The sequence below is a fragment of the Pseudocitrobacter sp. 73 genome (genome assembly GCF_008369545.1).
GTDB classification, from domain to species: Bacteria; Pseudomonadota; Gammaproteobacteria; order Enterobacterales; family Enterobacteriaceae; genus Pseudocitrobacter; species Pseudocitrobacter vendiensis.
On sequence record NZ_VTZO01000016.1, the window covers coordinates 23,575 to 42,125 of the forward strand.

Sequence of the window (18,551 nt, forward strand, 5' to 3'; positions counted from 1 at the left end):
TATCACTAAATTATAGACTCTGCTAATCAACGTACTCTTTCATCACCTCTGTTAGCCATTCCATAAACAGATGCACCCGGCGCGACAGGTTACGGCGATGGGGATAAATCAGCGATACCGGCATCGGTTCTGCGCGGTACTGCGGCAGAATTTCTACCAGCTTACCGCTGCGCAACGCCTCCCGCACGCCAACGCGCGGCACCTGAATAATACCCAGCCCGGCGAGGCAGGCGGCGTGATAGGTTTCGGTGCTGTTGACCGTCAGCACGCCGCCGGTTTTCACCCAACGCGTGGTTTTATCAATAACTACTTCAAACCCCTGAGGGCGCACACCGAGGCTGGTGGCGTAATGCACTACCGCATGGTCGTCGAGTGCGTCCAGCGATTCTGGGTAACCGAATCGCGCCAGATAATCCGGGCTGGCGCAGTTTATCACCGTCAGTTTACCGAGTGGCCTGGCGATTAATCCTGAATCCTTCAGATGACCCACGCGTACCACGCAGTCGAATCCTTCACGAACGACATCCACCAGGCGGTCGCTGCTGCTCAGTTCCAGCTCAATGCCGGGGTAGTGCTGTAAAAATGCGGGCAGGCGGGGAATGACCACATTTCGCGCCACGGCAACGGGCATATCGACGCGCAACCGCCCGCTCACGCTGCTGGGGTCGCTCTGGAACATGCTGTCGAGCTCTTCAAGGTTGCTGAGCAGATCCTTGGCGCGCTCATAGTAGACCATGCCGTCCTGCGTCAGCTGAACGCGCCGCGTGGTGCGATGCAACAGGCGACAGCCGAGCTGGTTTTCCAGCGCCTGAATCTGGCGCGATACGCTACCTTTAGGAAGGCCGAGGGTATCAGCGGCGCGGGAGAAACTCTCCAGTTCCGCCACGCGGATGAACAGTTGCATTGCATGAATTTTATCCATCCCTAACCCTTATTGTTGTTTTGAATGAGACAGTGAAGCGTAATCAGCAATATTTATTGTTCTTTTATCACCTAATAAGCTTGTTCTCAACGAACATCCCTACTGAAATGAGGTTTCTCATGACACAACGTATCGCATTAGTGACTGGCGGCAGCCGTGGATTGGGCAAAAATGCCGTATTGAAGCTGGCGGAGCAGGGAACAGATATTATTTTTACCTGGCATAGCCAGCAGCAGGCTGCAGAGGATGTGGTGAAAGAACTGCAGCAAAAAGGTGTGAAAGCAGTGGCATTACAGCTTAACGTCAGTGATATCAGCACGTTTAGTGATTTTGCGGAGAAGGTCAAACAGGCGTTAAAAGAGACGTGGCAGCGCGACACGTTTGATTATTTAGTGAACAATGCCGGAATTGGAATTAATGTTCCGTTTTCCGAGACCACGGAAGCACAGTTTGATGAATTATTGAACATCCAGTTTAAGGGCCCCTTTTTCCTGACTCAACGCCTGTTGCCGCTGATTAAAAACGGCGGACGCATCCTGAACGTCTCGACGGGGCTGGCACGTTTTGCGCTTCCGGGATTTGCTGCCTACGCCGCTATGAAGGGCGCGATGGAAGTGCTGACGCGCTATCAGGCGAAAGAGCTGGGTGAGCGCGGCATTTCGGTGAATGTGGTTGCGCCGGGGGCGATAGAAACCGACTTCGGCGGCGGCAGCGTGCGTGATAATGAGCAGATTAATCAGTATATTGCCTCGCAAACCGCGCTGGGGCGCGTGGGTATGCCGGATGACATCGGCGATGCGATTGCCGCACTGCTGAGCGATAAGCTCGGCTGGATGAACGCGCAGCGGGTGGAAGTGTCTGGGGGGATGTTTTTGTAATTTTTATCTGCGGGGGGGGATGTGCGCGCTGATGCCCTCACCCCGGCCCTCTCCCACAGGGAGAGGGAGATCCGCATACAATTAACCGCTGGCGCGGTCGGTCCCCTCTCCCTTGAGGGAGAGGGCTAGGGTGAGGGGGAAAATGCCCACACAGATCCCCCTTCATCTCGTGCTATTTCATATTTCGTAACACTCAACTTACCCACTCGCATTTCCTTTATTCCCGGCCCTGAATTATCCTTTTGTGAATTAATATTAATTGTGCGACAGCTATTTTCAGGATTTCCTGAAATAGAGTTGTAATAAACGATATGAATACGTAATTGTCACGCGAAGGCTGTAAGTATTCATAATAAAAATGTTTTTATTTTTATTTTCATCAGTAAAATAGCCCAGGCCAAACAGCGAGTTCTTATTTACCTCCGCTAGTAATACCCTTCACCCTTCAATGTGTAGGGTTCATTTTTCTGATGAGGAATCAGTATGCAGGTAATCATGTTTGACAGGCAGTCGATATTTATTCATGGAATGAAGATCAGTTTGCAGGAAAATATTCCTGAAGTAGATATTTACGCCGTCAGTCAGGCTGATGAACTGTGGCGACGGTTGCTGGAATATCCAGAGGCATTACTTATTCTGGATGGCGACATGGATAAATCGTTTTGCAGTTGGTTATTGCAGGAAAAAGCGCAGCAGTTCCGACATCACATACGGTGATTGTGGCAAGTGATTGCCAGCAGGTCTGGCTTAAAGAGTCGCTTGCGTGGAATGTGCAGGCTATTGTGCCGCGTGATGAAAGCGTCGAAACGTTTGTGCAAGCGATTAACAGCGCCGCGTGCGGGTTAATGTGCCTTCCCGGCGGCTGGACGTTTAATTACGAAAACGAGAGATGTGGTCTTGAGAAGCTTAGCCATCGCCAGCGTGAAATTCTGGAGCTGCTGGCGAACGGCGAGTCGAATAAAGAGATCAGTCGAACGTTGAATATCAGCGCGGGTACGGTGAAAGCGCATCTGGAATCACTGTACCGGCGTCTGGATGTGAAAAACCGCACTCAGGCGGCGATGTTATTCGGCGCACACGAACTCCCCTCCCAAATCTGTTCGGAATAAGGCACATTCGGCCTGACGCTGTCTGTTCAGGCCGTTGCTTCTTACCCCGTTAAGCTCTGTTTCCAGTAACCACACGGCAAGCGCTTTTGTGAACTGGTGCTGATTGATATAGCGCACCACTGCGGAAGCGGCAAACGTCTCGGGCCCCAAACTGAGCGCCAGCGATATCAGTGCATCATATTGAATCTGGCACAGCGGCACCTCTATTTCTTGCGCCAGTACGCGCTGGCAGGCGTAAATATCCAACTGCAATAACGCGTCGGCCTGTGGCTGGCTAAGCGGCGTATCAAACGTCTCGCTTCCCTGGATCAGATGACCGTAACCCACGACCCACAGATGACATTCATCCTGGTAGGGCTCGGCAGAAAATCCCTGACATTGTTTAATAAACGCTAACCCTTCCGGGCTGAGGCGCAGGGCAGTATTTGGCATTTTTCTTCCTCACTCAGATGGTTAGCGAGTGTAGAGGATGGGGAAACGCACGCCTATTCGCCAGATGGCCTGGGTAAATCCGGCATGCGCCGAGAATATATTCCGCCAATCGTAAAATTCGCTGCAACAATAGAAATACGGGCCAACCGTTTGCGAAAAAGTCGTGAGAACGATCGAGTTTCGCATCAGTGTCAGCGCGACGGCCTTTTAATTTTAAGGGTTTCGTATATGTTGTATCGGCAAAAAAACAAAAATAAACCTTACTAATCTTCAGGTTACTTTCCTACTGTGGGTTAAGGACGTGGATGATGCCTACTCCATCGCATCAATTATTTGAACATTGCCTCGGCGTGATCCGCCAGGCGTCTGTGGAGATCCTTAATCTGCTCGAGATGCGCGTCGGGGAGGGTAAGGAGCCTCGTTGGTTTCTGGAGCAACTGGATCAGGCTCGGCTGAATCTTGGCGGCTGGGCGAGCGTGGCGAAAAAGCTGAACCTCAATGATGCCGAGCTGAGCGAGTTCACCCTGCAACTGCGCCATTTACAGAAACTGGTGCCGAACTATGAGCGCGGGCAATCCATCACGGAGGATCAACTGATTGCTGCGGCGCGAATGGTGGCCGCGCTGGAACTGATGCGCCGCCGTCAGCCGTTGCTGGTCTTTGAGAGCGATTCTGATGCGGATGCCGAACAGCTGGAGGCCCTGGCGCTACGGCAGTTGCGTATGATCCAGCTGATGCTGGCTGCACTTATTCGTCAGGCCTGGCCGGATACCACCCGTTTGCACAATCACCTCAAACTACAGTTTGGCGCGGACTGCGTGCGGCGCTGGCTGTCGCGCAGCAAAGAGGGCGATATTCTCAGCGGCATGCAGTTCAGCGAGCTGGCGCTACTGGTGGTGGATAAAAAAGCGTTTTCACGGCACTACGCTTCGCTTTTCCACAGCGCGACTCTGCTGACTTTTCATGCGGACCCCCGTCTGACACTCCACGCTTTCCTGGACGATATCCGCCAGATGCGCAGGGCGGTGGTCAGCCAGCGGACCGTGTCATCCACCGCTTTTTTGCTGCTGGATATTTATACCCGGCAGATTGCCACGCCGATTCAGCGCGCGTTTGAGCAGGGCAGAACGTTGGTGAATCCTGCAAGCCTGATGGCGACGGACGGTAACGTGGTGCAGCATTTCTGGGATGAGCAACGCGAGTTTGCCCGGCTTAACGGTGCGGATGAGCAGCCAGTCCATGAGTCTATTGAACGTACTCGTAAAAAATCGGCCCGAACGGTGGAGGCGCGGGATAAATTAATCTCCTCGGGGCTGTGGGCCGCCGTGGGCCTGATGGTGGTGGCGATGGTTGTTGGGGGCATCTGGATGCTCAATGCGTCGCCTGCCGCGCCAACGGCCAGCGCATCGACAACGCCTGCGCCGGGAATTGAAGCGCCGTCGCGTGAGTCACCGCGAGAACAGCTGGCGAATCGCGGTATTAATTGGGATATCAACGGATTACGTTCGGCAATTGATCGTAACGATGCGGGTGTCGTACAGCTGTTTATGCGTGGCGGGATGGACTGGCAGCTCGCCTGGACGGAGCAGGCGCTTTCAGCGCAGCACGATGAGGTGATTGCTTTGCTGCTGCGATATCGTCTGCAAATGGATGAACCAAAACCGTGTCGGCGCTTTATCACCACCCTGAGCCACGCGTTGGCGGATGGTGAAGCGCTCACGTCGTCAAGGAGAGATCTTTTGCAAGCGTTTTGCACCCGCCCCGCCGTGGTAGAACGGCAACGACGGGAAGTGGATAACGCCCGACAACGCGTGAAGGCCGAGCCATCGGCACACAACAAGCGATGGCTGGATGTACAGCGCGAGATTTATGCCGTGATTAAGTAGCGGGTTTTGAGCCGTTGAAGGCCGGGCAAGCGCAGCGCCCCCGGCATGTGCGGGGAAAATGCCTGATAGCGCTTCGCTTATCAGGCCTACGGTTTTTCACGTTGTTAAGGTTCGCCGTACAATCCAATCAAACGGCGTACCACGCCATTGGTCCAGCCAAAACCATCCTGCAATGGATACTCCCCGCCGCCCCCTTCGCGCGGGGTGCCTTCGGCGATGTGATATTTCTCAATCAGCTTATGATGGTCGCGATAGAAATGATTCACCGTCTCCAGCCAGTTGTGGGCGATTTCGTTGCCCAGCACGTCGTGGCCGTAAAGCTTGAATCCCTGAATCGCCATCCACTGTAGTGGGGCCCAGCCGTTCGGGTAATCCCACTGCTCGCCGCTTTCGTACTCTGTTGCCAGAATACCACGTGGCGTCAGCAGTCGGGCGCGTACTGCCAGTGCCAGTCGGTCTGCCTGCTCATGCGTCGCCATACCGACATACAGCGGCACGACGCTGGCGGCAGAAAACAGCGCCTGCTGTTCCCGACGCCAGTCGTAATCACGGAACAGACCGTTCTCTTCATCCCACATATAATGCGTCACTGCCGCGCGGCGTGCGCTGGCCTTCTGCTTAAACAGTGCCTGCGTCTCTTTGTCGCCCTTCAATCCGGATAGATTGGCGATGGTATTTTCCAGTTTGAACAGAAAAGCGTTCAAATCGATGGGAATAAACTGGGTGGTGCGAATGCTTGCCAGTCGCGACGTATCGCGCAGCCAACGTGAGGAATAGTCCCAGCCGGATGCCGCCCCGGCGCGCAGGTCGCGATACACCTCATTGGGTGGCCGACCTGAATGCTGCGCCGTTTCGACATCTTCAATCCACGACTCATCACGCGGCGTGTCGCGGTCGTCCCAGTAACGGTTGAGTAAAGCACCGTCCGGCATGCGCACCACGTGGCGATAAGCCTGATTAGGAATGAGCGAATCCGCGCCATCCATCCAGAAGCTGTACTCCATCTTCAGATGGTCGAGGTAGCGTTTCGCGCCGCGCACGCCATCCTCTTCAAACAGTTCAACCATCAGCGCGAATACCGGCGGCTGCGAGCGGCTAAGATAGTAGGTGCGGTTACCGTTAGGAATATGCCCATAGCGCTCAATCATCCACGCGAAGTTATCCGCCATGCATTTCAGCAGATCTTCCCGGCCGCTCTCCGCCAGGCCCAGCATGGTGAAGTAGGAATCCCAGTAATAAGTTTCGGTAAATCGTCCACCGGGCACGATATAAGACTGTGGCAGCGCCAGCAGTGACGAGCCAGGAATATGGTCCTGCGGCTCTCGGGTGAGCACTGGCCAGAGCGAGTCGATGTGCTCCTTCAGCGATTTTTCCGGGTCTGACACGTACTCGCTGTCGCGCAGTTCCGGCGGCCAGAAGTTCTCCTCCACAAAGCGGCGCAGATCGAAGCCGGGTATGCGCTTGATTCGGCGATAATGGATGAGAATATCCAGCGGATCTTTCTTCGGTGCACAGTCAGGGAACGTTTTGCTATCGCTAAAAATGCGTGAACGCTGAACGTTTTCGAACAGCTCCAGATAGCGATCGGCAGGCGTCAACGCATCGGAGGCGGGTAGCCCCTCGATGATCTCCGGCTCCGGTTCGGCATCGAGCATTTCATCCAGTTTTAATTCGTACGGATCCGCTTCGTAGCACAGCTCGATATCAATGGCTAAGGCCTCGGACTCTTCGTGACGTATTTTCTGGTTGAACATATCGCAGGTCACCTCCGGTGAGCGTCGTTTTACATCCCGGTTTTATCCGGCCACCTGTAAAGCGTAGACATTCGCTTCGGTTACCGGTGAGCAAAGCGTGCGGAAGATCACGTTTTTATACGTCGTGAAAATGTGCGTGTTTTTCAGGTTTCTGAAAAATAATAGAAAAATGTTATCCCGGTTTTCATCTTCGCCGGGATTTTCAGAACAATCGATTGTAACGGGTTTTAACGTGGGCTGAATTTATAAAACAGATTTGGTTCGCTGACGATGTAAAGGTTACCCATACCGTCGGTGGCGATACCTTCCGGTTGCGGAATATCACGAGCAAGGCCGTAATGCCCCGCCGTCAGCGACATAAATTTCAGGTTATGTTCGCGGTCGACCAGCACGACTTTTTGCGAAATGTCGGAGAGAATATAGAGGTTAGACGTCGAGCCATCAAAGTCCATTCCGGAGATATCGCGCACGTACCAGGAGAGCATTAATTCATTGAGCGGACTTTTATCTGTTTTGAATACCCCTTCGTTATCGAGGATATTAAAAATCCGTACAGGCTTTTTCTCCTGGGCCGTTACCATGCGGGAAAGTTCGGGTTTCCAGGCTAATCCTTCCACACCGCTGTTTTGTTTATCGGCCTGAACTGTCGGACGATAAGTTTCGGCATGGCTGATATCCACTTTTTGCGTATCATTATTAATGGTGATGATAGCCAGCGTGCCGCTCTTTTCTTTGGAAAGATAGAAGCGTTGATTACCGATGTATTCAATGGCCTCAAGGTCGGCGGGTGTATCCGTTTTGATACGGCGCAGCACCTTTCCATCCGTGCTAAGTTCCAGAATTAAAGAGGGCGCATCGGTGACGGCGAACAGCGTTTGTGTGTCTTTATTCCAGGTCAGACCGGATAATCCGCCCTCTAAACCCGAAATCTGTTTGGCGTCGATAGTGACGTGATAGTTGTCTATTTGTGGGTAATTTGTGATGTAGTAATAGAAAGAAAAAATACAAACAAGAGCAATAATAAAGCCTGCAAATATTTTGGTTTTCTTATTCTTCATAAATCCACGGAGAAAGAACGGGAGAGTCAGATATCCCCTATATGTTTCCATATAGGGGATTGCGCGTCATATATTAGCGCATGGTAACAAACTCTTCCGCCGCTGTCGGGTGAATTGCCACGGTATTATCGAAATCTTTTTTGGTTGCACCCATTTTCAGGGCTACGGCGAAACCTTGCAGCATTTCATCCATACCAAAACCGATGCCGTGAATACCGACAATTTTCTCTTCCGGGCCAACACAAACCAGTTTCATACGGCACGGCTGGCGATGCGTGGTGACGGCGGTATACATCGCCGTAAAGGACGATTTATAGACCTTCACCGCGTCGTCGCTATACTGCTCACGTGCCTGCGGTTCGGTTAAACCGACGGTGCCGATGGGCGGGTGGCTGAAGACAACGGTCGGGATATTACTGTAATCCAGATGCTCATCCGGCTTGTTATTAAACAGGCGTTCTGAGAGACGACGACCTGCGGCCACCGCAACCGGCGTCAGTTCAACGGCGCCAGTGTTATCACCGACGGCATAAATCCCCGGAACGTTGGTGTTCTGGAATTTATCGACGACGATATAGCCTTTATCGTTGGTTTTCACGCCCGTTGCTGCCAGGTTGAAGTTGTCGTTCGCCGGTTCACGGCCAATCGCCCAAATCAGGCAATCTACCGTCTGGCTGCGGCCATCTTCCAGTTCAATGGTCAGGCTGCCGTCGGCGTTTTTCACGACCGCTTTTGGAATCGCCTGAGTATGCAGCGTTGGGCCTTCCGCGTTCATCACTTCAACCAGCGTCTCGGTAATCAGCGGGTCGAAGGAACGCAGCGGCGCGTGTTTACGCACAAACAGATGCGTTTGCGCACCCAGTCCGTTAATCACACCCGCCAGTTCCACAGCGATATAGCCCGCGCCCACAACTGCAACGCGTTTCGGCAATGCGGGCAGCGCGAAGAAACCGTCGGAGTCGATACCGTATTCCACGCCCGGAATATCCGGATGGCTTGGGCGACCGCCGGTGGCGATCAGGATATGATCGGCGGTGATCGTCTCCCCGTTCACTTCCACGGTTTTCGCATCAACAAAACGAGCAAAGCCTTTAATCACATCGACTTTGTTCTTCGCCAGGCCATTGTCATAGGACGTATGAATACGGTCGATATAGGCGGTACGGCTGGCAATCAGTTTATCCCAGTCGAAGTTGTTGATGGTGGTATCAAAACCGTAATCCGGGCCGTACATGTGGATGGCTTCGCGGATTTGCGCGGCATGCCACATCACTTTTTTCGGCACGCAACCGACGTTGACGCAGGTGCCGCCCAGCTCTTTAGCTTCAATCAGTGCACACTTCTGGCCGTACATCGCCGCACGGTTGATTGAGGCGATGCCGCCGCTGCCGCCGCCAATAGCGATATAGTCGTAATGTTTGGTCATGACCGCTCCTTCCTGTTCATTGTCAGGCGAGGGCTCTGTGCCCAGCGCCAAAGATCCGCGATTGTATACCTGAAACTGATAGGTTCTGGCTATGTCTGCGATTACTCAGGCACGATCCAGCTTACCGTGGTATGGCCGATACCGTTCGGCACCAGCTTACTGTGCAGCCATGGCAGAACGGCGTTCATCTGCTGTTCCAGCTTCCACGGCGGGTTGATAACAATCATCCCGGAAGCCGTCATGCCGCGCTGATCGCTGTCCGGGCGTACCGCCAGCTCGATTTGCAGGATTTTACGGATACCGGTGGCTTCGAGGTCTTTGATCATGCGTTTGATTTGCGCACGCAGGACGACCGGATACCACAACGCATAGGTGCCTGTCGCAAAGCGCTTATAACCTTCGTGAATGCCCGTAACCACAGCCTGGTAATCGGTTTTGATTTCGTACGGCGGGTCGATGAGGATCAGCCCACGACGAGACACCGGCGGCAGTTTGGATTTGAGTTGTTGATAACCGTCGGTTTTTTCCACGCGCGCACGGTCGTCTTTCTGGAATTCGGAACGCAGCAGCGGGAAATCGCTTGGGTGCAGTTCAGTCATCATCAGGCTGTCTTGTTCACGCAGCAACTGGCGGGCAATCAGCGGTGAGCCTGGGTAGTAGCGCAACTGACCGCTGCGGTTGAAGTGCTGGACCACGCTGATATATGGCTCCAGTTCGGCAGGCAGATCGTCCTGTTGCCAGATACGGGCGATACCCTCCAGATACTCACCGGTGCGCTCCGCGTGCTCGCTGCTTAACTGGTAACGGCCTGCGCCCGCATGGGTGTCCAGATAGAGAAACGGTTTCTCTTTCTCTTTCAGTGATTCGATGATCAGGCTCTGAACGGTGTGTTTAAGGACGTCGGCGTGGTTGCCAGCGTGAAAGCTGTGGCGATAACTGAGCATGGGTAAAGGAGTTCCGCTAAGTAAAACATGGGCCCGTTACCGGGCAACAAAAAAGCCTATCCAGACAGTATACCGAAAAGTCGCCGCCGCCGCGAAAGCGCAACGCTTATCATTGAAATTCACTACACTTAACCCCATGCTACATACATTACATGGCGGATGGCGACGTAGCCGCCACCCGACAATAACGCGCATACGCGTTTGTTTCCCATTTTTAACCAGGACTGTGCATATGACGAATCCATTACTGACTCCCTTCGAACTGCCGCCGTTTTCCGCCATCAAGCCTGAGCATGTTGTTCCCGCTGTCACTAAAGCGCTGAATGACTGCCGTGAAAATGTGGAACGCGTGGTAGCACAGGGCGCACCGTATTCCTGGGAAAATTTATGCCAGCCGCTGGCGGAAGTGGACGATGTGCTGGGGCGTATTTTCTCGCCGGTCAGCCATCTGAATTCGGTCAAAAACAGCCCGGAACTGCGCGAAGCCTACGAGCAAACCCTGCCGCTGCTGTCGGAATACAGTACCTGGGTCGGTCAGCATGAAGGGCTGTACAAAGCGTATCGCGACCTGCGCGACGGCGATAACTACGCCACGCTTTCTACGGCACAGAAAAAAGCGGTCGATAACGCACTGCGTGATTTCGAATTGTCCGGCATCGGACTGCCGAAAGAGAAACAGCAGCGCTACGGTGAAATTGCGACGCGTTTGTCTGAACTCGGCAACATCTATAGCAACAACGTACTCGATGCCACCATGGGCTGGACGAAACAGGTGAGCGACGAAGCGGAACTCTCCGGTATGCCGGAAAGCGCGCTGGCGGCCGCTAAAGCACAGGCCGAAGCCAAAGAGCTGGACGGTTACCTGCTGACGCTGGATATCCCAAGCTATCTGCCGGTAATGACCTACTGCGACAATCAGGCGCTGCGTGAAGAGATGTATCGCGCCTACAGCACTCGTGCGTCTGATCAGGGCCCGAATGCCGGTAAATGGGATAACAGCCCGGTGATGGCGGAAATTCTCGCCCTGCGTCATGAACTGGCGCAACTGCTGGGCTTCGAAAGCTACGCCTTTAAATCACTCGCCACCAAAATGGCGGAAAACCCGCAGCAGGTGCTGGAATTCTTAACCGACCTCGCCAAACGTGCGCGTCCGCAGGGTGAAAAGGAGCTGGCGCAACTGCGTGCCTTCGCGAAAGCGGAATTTGGCGTCGATGAGCTGCAACCGTGGGATATCGCCTACTACAGCGAAAAACAGAAGCAACACCTCTATAGCATCAGCGACGAGCAACTGCGCCCGTACTTCCCGGAAAACAAAGCCGTTAACGGCCTGTTTGAAGTGGTGAAACGCATATACGGCATTACCGCCAAAGAGCGCAAAGATGTTGATGTCTGGAGCCCGGAAGTACGCTTCTTCGAGCTGTATGACGAAAACAATGAACTGCGCGGTAGCTTCTACCTTGACCTGTACGCGCGTGAACACAAACGCGGCGGGGCGTGGATGGACGACTGCGTCGGTCAGATGCGCAAGCTTGATGGCTCGCTGCAAAAACCGGTTGCTTACCTGACCTGTAACTTTAACCGCCCGGTCAACGGCAAACCGGCGCTGTTCACGCATGACGAAGTGATCACCCTGTTCCACGAGTTCGGTCACGGCCTGCATCATATGCTGACCCGCATCGAAACCGCAGGCGTTTCCGGGATCAACGGCGTGCCGTGGGATGCGGTCGAACTGCCGAGCCAGTTTATGGAAAACTGGTGCTGGGAGCCGGACGCGCTGGCGTTTATCTCCGGCCACTATGAAACCGGCGAACCGCTGCCGAAAGAACTGCTCGATAAAATGCTGGCGGCGAAAAACTACCAGGCGGCGCTGTTTATTCTGCGTCAACTGGAATTCGGCCTGTTCGACTTCCGTCTGCACGCGGAATTTAACCCGGAACAGGGCGCGAAAATCCTCGAAACCCTGGCGGAAATCAAGAAACAGGTTGCCGTGGTGCCGGGGCCGTCATGGGGCCGCTTCCCGCACGCCTTCAGCCACATCTTTGCCGGGGGTTATGCGGCGGGTTACTACAGCTATCTGTGGGCCGATGTGCTGGCGGCAGATGCCTTCTCCCGCTTTGAAGAAGAGGGGATTTTCAACCGCGATACCGGGCAGTCGTTCCTCGATAACATCCTGACGCGCGGCGGTTCTGAAGAGCCTATGGCGCTGTTCAAACGCTTCCGTGGCCGTGAACCGCAGCTTGATGCGATGCTGGAGCACTACGGGATCAAAGGCTAATCAGTCAGTGAAAATCTGTTTACTTGATGAAACGGGCGCCGGAGACGGCGCCTTATCTGTTCTTGCTGCCCGCTGGGGGCTGGAGCACGATGAAGACAACCTGATGGCGCTGGTGTTAACGCCGGAGCATCTTGAACTGCGCAAGCGCGATGAGCCAAAGCTTGGCGGCATCTTCGTGGATTTTGTTGGCGGCGCGATGGCGCATCGGCGTAAATTCGGCGGCGGTCGCGGTGAGGCGGTGGCAAAAGCAGTCGGCATTAAAGGCAGCTATTTGCCGGACGTGGTTGACGCCACGGCGGGGCTGGGGCGCGATGCCTTTGTGCTGGCCTCGGTAGGCTGCCATGTGCGGATGCTGGAGCGCAACCCGGTCGTGGCGGCACTGCTTGACGATGGCCTGGCGCGCGGCTATGCCGATGCGGAAATCGGCGGCTGGTTGCAGGAGCGATTACAACTGATCCACGCCTCCAGCCTGACGACGCTTGCGGATATCACGCCGCGCCCGCAGGTGGTGTATCTTGACCCGATGTTTCCGCATAAGCAGAAAAGCGCGCTGGTGAAGAAAGAGATGCGCGTGTTTCAGTCGCTGGTGGGGCCGGATTTAGATGCGGACGGATTGCTGGAGCCTGCACGATTGCTGGCGACGAAGCGGGTGGTGGTGAAGCGACCAGACTATGCGCCGCCGCTCGCGGAGGTGGCGACGACCAACGCGGTGGTCACGAAAGGGCATCGGTTTGATATTTATGCGGGGACGGCGGAATAGGGGAAGTGCGGCCTGGGCCCCTCACCCTAACCCTCTCCCATAGGGAGAGGGGACCGATCGTGCCAATGGTGAAAGTTGTGCGGTTTTCTCCCTCTCCCTGTGGGAGAGGGTCGGGGTGAGGGCCCCTACACAAACGGCGCGTACGGATCGGCCATCTCAAACGCCGCTGTTCTCTCCGCTTTCGGCGGGTAAATCAGCTCGCTAACGATCGATACCTTCAATTTCTTCGCTTCTTCGCGCGTCAGTTTTACCTGCTGATCCCAGCCCTCGGTATACACCGCACCCCACGCGCCGAGATCCAGACAGGTGACGTACATCTCCTGGCGATACGGCGACGGTTCCACACCCAACAGGCTGGCAGCGGCGTTATTCCCGGCGAATTTGCCCAGCAGAATCGCATGCTGGCAGGTCATCAGCGCGTGGTTGCCTTTGTCATCCGTTGCCGCATACGCCACGTCGCCGGTGGCGAAAATCTCTTCATGGCCGATAACCTGAAGATTCGTATCTACATGCAGACGCCCCTGGCGATCGCGCGGCGCATCAATTTGTGCCGTCAGGTCGCTTGCCTGCACGCCCACGGTCCAGATAACGGTTGAAGAGGCAATTCGCTGCCCGTCTTTAAGCGTGACGCCTGCGGCATCCACCGATTCCACTTCGGCATTCACCATCCATTCGACCCCCAGTTCGTTGGAGGCATCGATGACCACATTGCGGAGTTCTTCACTGTAACGTGAACCCGGCTGTGGGCCGCGCTCAACTACGACTACTCTGGTCTTAGCATTTGAGCCCAGAATGTCGCGCAGACGGCCGGGTAATTCCATCGCCATTTCAATACCGGTAAACCCGCCGCCGCAGACGACGACGGTGTTACGCGCGTCACTTTCAGTTTGAGAGGCCAGAGAATGCAGATGTTTTTCTAAAACGGCGGCGCTTTCCAGCTGATCGAGATCGAAGGCATGCGCTTCAACACCTGAGACAAATGAACGGTTTACGTGACTACCGCTCGCCAGAATCAGGCGGTCGTAGGGATGCTGGTGGGTTTTACCGTCCGCATCTTTCCAGCTCACGCTACGCGAGTCGGTGTGGATATCAGATACGGTACCGCGCAGGAATGTCACGCCGGTGACGTCGAACAGCGGCATCAGCGGGGAAACCAGCGTTTCAACGTGACTTTCATAAAAACGCGGGCGAACACGCAGCTCTGGCTGCGGAGCAATCACTGTAATATCAATAGCCTGATTATCATGCTTGTCCGCCAGGCGCGCCGCGCTCAGGGCAGCCCACATTCCGGCAAAACCGGCACCTACGATCAAAATTTGTTTACGCATCGCTCATTCACTCTGTTAACGTCGATTAATTGACTCGGATTTTATTAGTCGTAGTTTAAAAAGGCAATGTGAAAAATCAGCGCGATAGAGTGTTTCCTTCTATCATTATGATTAATATCTATTTATTTTTTTAGTTTCGCCGTATTGAAATGAAGTTTCTGGATTGATAAGGGCAAAATAGCTACAATAACTCAGAGTTAACTTGGCTGAGATTAAAGTATGGCATTTTACAGTTCTGGGGTTGAGTACGGCATTCATAGCCTGATGTGCATGGTAGACAGCAAGGGCGACGCCCGTGATATGAGCGTGCGCGAAATTGCCGAGTTACAAAGCGTGCCCTATGACTACCTCGCCAAAATCTTCACTCGCCTGTCAAAAGCCGGGCTGGTGCGCAGCATTGAAGGGAAGGGCGGTGGTTTTCAGCTGGCAAAACCCGCGGAGCACATCACGGTGAAAGACGTGGCTGTTGCCATCGACGGTGAGAAGCGCATCTTTGAATGCCGCGAGATTCGCCAGCGGTTGGCCGTGTTTGATGAACAGCCGCCGGAGTGGGCGTGTGAAGGCATCTGCGGCGTGCGCTCGGTAATGGACATGGCACAGCAGCGAATGGAAGAGGCGCTGGCTCAGCACACGATCCTCGACCTTGCCCGCAAGATGTACCGCAAAGCGCCGGATGAATTTGTTATCGAAGTTCAGGACTGGATTGCCGCGCGCAAAGCGTAAGCGAATTGCCTGATGGCGCTACGCTTATCAGGCCTACGTGTCGATACGTGATTGTAGGCCGCACCACCTACAAAAACGCCCGCAAAAGCGGGCGTTGTCATTATGCGCGAGAGGCGATTACTCCTCTTCTTCGTCGCGCAGCGGAACAATCAACATATCGACGTGAACGGTGTTGATTAACTGACGAGCAGAAGACATCAGCTTGCTCCAGAAGTCCTGATGATGACCGCAAACCACCAGGTCCATATCGTATTTCTTGATGGCGTCGACCAGCACCTGGCCCAGATCGCCGCTGCCGCTCAGGGTTTCGGTAATCGGGTAACCCGCATTGGTGGACAGCTCAGACAGCGCATGGTGCGTCTCTTCCGAAATGCGTTTCTGCATGTCGCCCAGATTCACATCGATAAGGCCGGTGTAAAGATCGGAGTAGTTCACATCAACATGAATCAGGGAAACTTTCGCGTTGTATGGGCGTGCCATAGAAACGGCTTTCTCAACCAGTACTTTGCTTTCTGGTGAAAGGTCTACCGCGATAAGAATGTGTTTGTAAGCCATGGTGTTACTCCTTCCATAAAGTTGTCGATGACCAATGGGCGTGAAGTCGCCCGCGTCCTGCATATCGATTGCGCGGGGGGTAGCCCTGCCTTAAATCTGCTGCATCCGGGGATGCTAATCAGGCCTTGTAATAATCTTAAAGACCTCATTGTAGAAGATATTTCTACATTATAGCGACCGGGTCTGCGCGTCAATGCGACGCGATCACCAATTTGTTAAACAAATTTATCTAAAGACACCTATTGATAACGCTTAAGGTTGTGGTAAAAAATTTCACTAATCTCCTACACTATTTAATGAGCCGATCGGATAAATAAACGTGATCGGATTCTCACCTTTTCACTGAGCTGTCTAAGCTATTGGTTATCGGGGTGCGGTAGCCCGGGTGGAGTCTCCGCTGGGTGGGTCGCCGGGGAGGAGGTATGATCAGCACAATCGCGCTGTTTTGGGCCCTGTGTGTCGTCTGTGTGGTGAATATGGCACGCTATTTCTCGTCGTTGCGTGCATTGTTAGTGGTACTGCGTGGTTGCGATCCCTTGCTCTATCAGTATGTTGATGGTGGAGGTTTTTTTACCTCACATGGCCAACCCAGCAAGCAAGTGAGGCTGGTTTGGTACATTTACGGTCAGCGCTATCGCGACCATCATGACGACGAGTTTATCCGCCGCTGTGAGCGCCTGCGCCGCCAGTTTATTTTGACCAGTTCACTATGTGGTTTAGTGGTCGTGAGCCTGATCGCTTTGGCTCTCTGGCATTAGCTTCTCGCCATAAAAAAAGACGGGCCAGTTTCCTGACCCGTCTTTTTTGTCTGCCTGATAATCAGATAATCATCAACGACAGCCAGTACAATCCGCCCGAAAGCAGAATCGATGCTGGCAGCGTGAACACCCATGCCATCAGAATGTTGGTCACGGTTTTCCGTTGCAGACCGCCGCCATCCACAATCATCGTACCCGCCACAGAAGAGGAGAGAACGTGAGTGGTGGAAACCGGCATCCCGGTATAACTCGCCAGGCCGATGGATACCGCAGAGGTCATCTGCGCCGCCATACCCTGTGCGTAGGTCATGCCTTTCTTACCGATTTTTTCCCCGATGGTGGTCGCCACACGACGCCAGCCAATCATCGTACCGCAACCCAGCGCCAGCGCGACGGCCATGATGATCCAGACCGGTGCGTACTCAATCGTATTGAGCATGTCGCCTTTCAGTTTCTTCAGCAGACGCTGATCGTCAGCGCTCACTTCTGGCAGCTTAGCGACTTTGTCAGTGGTATCAGAGATACACAGCATGATGCGACGTAGCTGACTACGCTGCTCGACGCTCAGTTTGTCGTAGGTCTCGATATCCGCCAGCATGTTCTTCACGCGGGTTAACGCGTAGAGAGAGTTTGCCGGATGACAGTGCAGCTCACCAGACGGCGTGATGGCGGTGTCAGGCTCAGGAATAATCTGGTCAACGCCGGTGACTTTTTTCAGCAACGCAGGATGTTGCTGATAGAAGACTTCAACGTTATTGATAGCATCACGGGTACGGGTGATTTCGTAGCCAGATGCGTTCATGTTGACCACGAACCCTGCCGGAGCCACGCCAATCAATACCAGCATGATCAGACCAATGCCTTTCTGACCGTCGTTCGCGCCGTGAGAGAATGCGACACCGATAGCCGAAATGATCAGGGCGATACGCGTCCAGAATGGCGGCTTTTTCTTACCGTCTTTCTTTTCACGCTCTGCCGGCGTCAGGTGGATACGCGCACGTTTTTTCGTACCGCTCCAGTAGCGACGCAGCAGGAACACCAGACCACCTGCGAAGACCAGGCCGACGATAGGTGACACGATGAGGGAGCCGAAAATATTCAGTACTTTCGGAATGTTAAGCGCATCCACCACCGATGTGCCAGTCATCAGCGCATTGGTTAAACCAATACCAATGATCGCGCCAATCAGCGTGTGAGAACTGGATGCCGGCAGACCAAAATACCAGGTGCCGAGGTTCCAGATAATCGCAGCCAACAACATGGAGAAGACCATGGCGAGGCCGTGCGCTGAACTGACATTAAGCAGGAGATCTGTCGGTAACATATGCACGATGGCATAGGCTACACTCAGGCCGCCCAGCAGAACGCCGAGGAAGTTAAAGATAGCCGCCATGGCAACCGCAAGCTGCGATCGCATAGCGCGAGTATAAATCACGGTTGCCACTGCGTTTGCCGTATCATGGAAGCCGTTAATGGCTTCATAGAACAGAACAAAAATCAGAGCAAGTACCAACAAAAGCCCGGTATGTAAATCCAGACCTGCGAACAAATGTAACATAGTACGTTACGCCATTTTGAGGACATGAACGCGCGGCATTATCATGGACTTTGGCAGCGCGGGCAAAGTGAAATATAGACTTTTTTTGATATTCCCCCACAGTTCTATAGCTGTCGCAAATGATTATTTAAGATTTTTCAAATAGATATGCGGAGTTGCCTTATATTTCACTGGTACGACGTGCG

15 protein-coding genes and 1 pseudogene are annotated in these 18,551 nt (G+C 53.9%); 7 read left to right on the forward strand and 9 right to left on the reverse strand.

Going from position 1 to position 18,551, the window contains the following annotated elements; genetic code table 11:
• Positions 1–22 precede the first annotated feature (22 nt).
• A complete protein-coding gene (locus tag F0Q32_RS17435) occupies positions 23–922 on the reverse strand; it encodes a LysR family transcriptional regulator (protein ID WP_149464068.1) in 900 nt (299 codons plus the stop codon).
• Positions 923–1,041: 119 nt separating this feature from the next.
• Here F0Q32_RS17435 and F0Q32_RS17440 point away from each other — a divergent pair, with 119 nt between their 5' ends.
• Both F0Q32_RS17440 and F0Q32_RS17445 read left to right on the forward strand, forming a co-directional pair.
• Positions 1,042–1,800: an SDR family NAD(P)-dependent oxidoreductase gene (locus F0Q32_RS17440; protein WP_149464069.1), complete on the forward strand. Its 759-nt coding sequence runs from the start codon at positions 1,042–1,044 to the stop codon at positions 1,798–1,800.
• A gap of 483 nt (positions 1,801–2,283) precedes the next feature.
• Positions 2,284–2,909: pseudogene (locus F0Q32_RS17445) on the forward strand (DNA-binding response regulator).
• On the opposite strand, the gene F0Q32_RS17450 reads toward F0Q32_RS17445, so the two are convergent.
• Positions 2,865–3,341 carry a lysozyme gene (locus F0Q32_RS17450; RefSeq protein WP_149464070.1) on the reverse strand — a complete coding sequence of 159 codons (477 nt, stop codon included), beginning with the start codon at positions 3,339–3,341 and terminating at the stop codon, positions 2,865–2,867. The pseudogene F0Q32_RS17445 and the gene F0Q32_RS17450 sit on opposite strands and share 45 nt — an antisense overlap.
• Before the next feature lie 305 nt (positions 3,342–3,646).
• Between F0Q32_RS17450 and F0Q32_RS17455 the strand changes: the two genes are divergently transcribed.
• Complete coding sequence (locus F0Q32_RS17455) at positions 3,647–5,227, forward strand: STY4199 family HEPN domain-containing protein (RefSeq protein ID WP_149464071.1); 1,581 nt, start codon at positions 3,647–3,649, stop codon at positions 5,225–5,227.
• Between the two features lie 104 nt (positions 5,228–5,331).
• Here the strand turns inward: F0Q32_RS17455 and F0Q32_RS17460 are convergent, their stop codons facing one another.
• From F0Q32_RS17460 to F0Q32_RS17475, 4 genes are all read right to left on the reverse strand, one after another.
• Entirely contained in the window at positions 5,332–6,981 is a 1,650-nt protein-coding gene (locus F0Q32_RS17460; RefSeq protein ID WP_149464072.1) for an alpha,alpha-trehalase, read from the reverse strand.
• A gap of 227 nt (positions 6,982–7,208) precedes the next feature.
• Positions 7,209–8,039: an SdiA-regulated domain-containing protein gene (locus tag F0Q32_RS17465; RefSeq protein WP_188016883.1), complete on the reverse strand. Its 831-nt coding sequence runs from the start codon at positions 8,037–8,039 to the stop codon at positions 7,209–7,211.
• A gap of 73 nt (positions 8,040–8,112) precedes the next feature.
• The gene (gene gorA / locus F0Q32_RS17470) at positions 8,113–9,465 is read right to left on the reverse strand and encodes a glutathione-disulfide reductase (protein ID WP_149464074.1); all 1,353 of its coding nucleotides are present in this window, start codon (positions 9,463–9,465) and stop codon (positions 8,113–8,115) included.
• 101 nt (positions 9,466–9,566) lie between these two features.
• Positions 9,567–10,409 (reverse strand): 23S rRNA (adenine(2030)-N(6))-methyltransferase RlmJ, encoded by an 843-nt coding sequence (locus F0Q32_RS17475; protein ID WP_149464075.1) that lies wholly within the window; start codon positions 10,407–10,409, stop codon positions 9,567–9,569.
• 232 nt (positions 10,410–10,641) lie between these two features.
• On the opposite strand from F0Q32_RS17475, the gene prlC reads away from it, so the two are divergent.
• On the forward strand, positions 10,642–12,684 hold the full coding sequence (gene prlC, locus F0Q32_RS17480; RefSeq protein WP_015962596.1) for an oligopeptidase A: 2,043 nt from the start codon (positions 10,642–10,644) through the stop codon (positions 12,682–12,684).
• 7 nt (positions 12,685–12,691) lie between these two features.
• The gene (gene rsmJ, locus F0Q32_RS17485; protein ID WP_149464076.1) at positions 12,692–13,444 is read left to right on the forward strand and encodes a 16S rRNA (guanine(1516)-N(2))-methyltransferase RsmJ; all 753 of its coding nucleotides are present in this window, start codon (positions 12,692–12,694) and stop codon (positions 13,442–13,444) included.
• Positions 13,445–13,569: 125 nt separating this feature from the next.
• On the opposite strand, the gene F0Q32_RS17490 is transcribed toward rsmJ, so the two are convergent.
• Complete coding sequence (locus F0Q32_RS17490) at positions 13,570–14,772, reverse strand: NAD(P)/FAD-dependent oxidoreductase (RefSeq protein WP_149464077.1); 1,203 nt, start codon at positions 14,770–14,772, stop codon at positions 13,570–13,572.
• Positions 14,773–14,991: 219 nt separating this feature from the next.
• On the opposite strand from F0Q32_RS17490, the gene F0Q32_RS17495 reads away from it, so the two are divergent.
• The gene (locus F0Q32_RS17495; RefSeq protein WP_149464078.1) at positions 14,992–15,495 is read left to right on the forward strand and encodes an Rrf2 family transcriptional regulator; all 504 of its coding nucleotides are present in this window, start codon (positions 14,992–14,994) and stop codon (positions 15,493–15,495) included.
• A 117-nt stretch (positions 15,496–15,612) separates the two neighbouring features.
• On the opposite strand, the gene uspA is transcribed toward F0Q32_RS17495, so the two are convergent.
• Positions 15,613–16,050 carry a universal stress protein UspA gene (uspA, locus tag F0Q32_RS17500; RefSeq protein WP_004106650.1) on the reverse strand — a complete coding sequence of 146 codons (438 nt, stop codon included), beginning with the start codon at positions 16,048–16,050 and terminating at the stop codon, positions 15,613–15,615.
• 422 nt (positions 16,051–16,472) lie between these two features.
• Here uspA and uspB point away from each other — a divergent pair, with 422 nt between their 5' ends.
• A complete protein-coding gene (gene uspB, locus F0Q32_RS17505) occupies positions 16,473–16,808 on the forward strand; it encodes a universal stress protein UspB (RefSeq protein WP_149464079.1) in 336 nt (111 codons plus the stop codon).
• A gap of 61 nt (positions 16,809–16,869) precedes the next feature.
• Here the strand turns inward: uspB and pitA are convergent, their stop codons facing one another.
• Positions 16,870–18,366 carry an inorganic phosphate transporter PitA gene (gene pitA / locus F0Q32_RS17510; RefSeq protein WP_108476775.1) on the reverse strand — a complete coding sequence of 499 codons (1,497 nt, stop codon included), beginning with the start codon at positions 18,364–18,366 and terminating at the stop codon, positions 16,870–16,872.
• Positions 18,367–18,551: the final 185 nt, after the last annotated feature.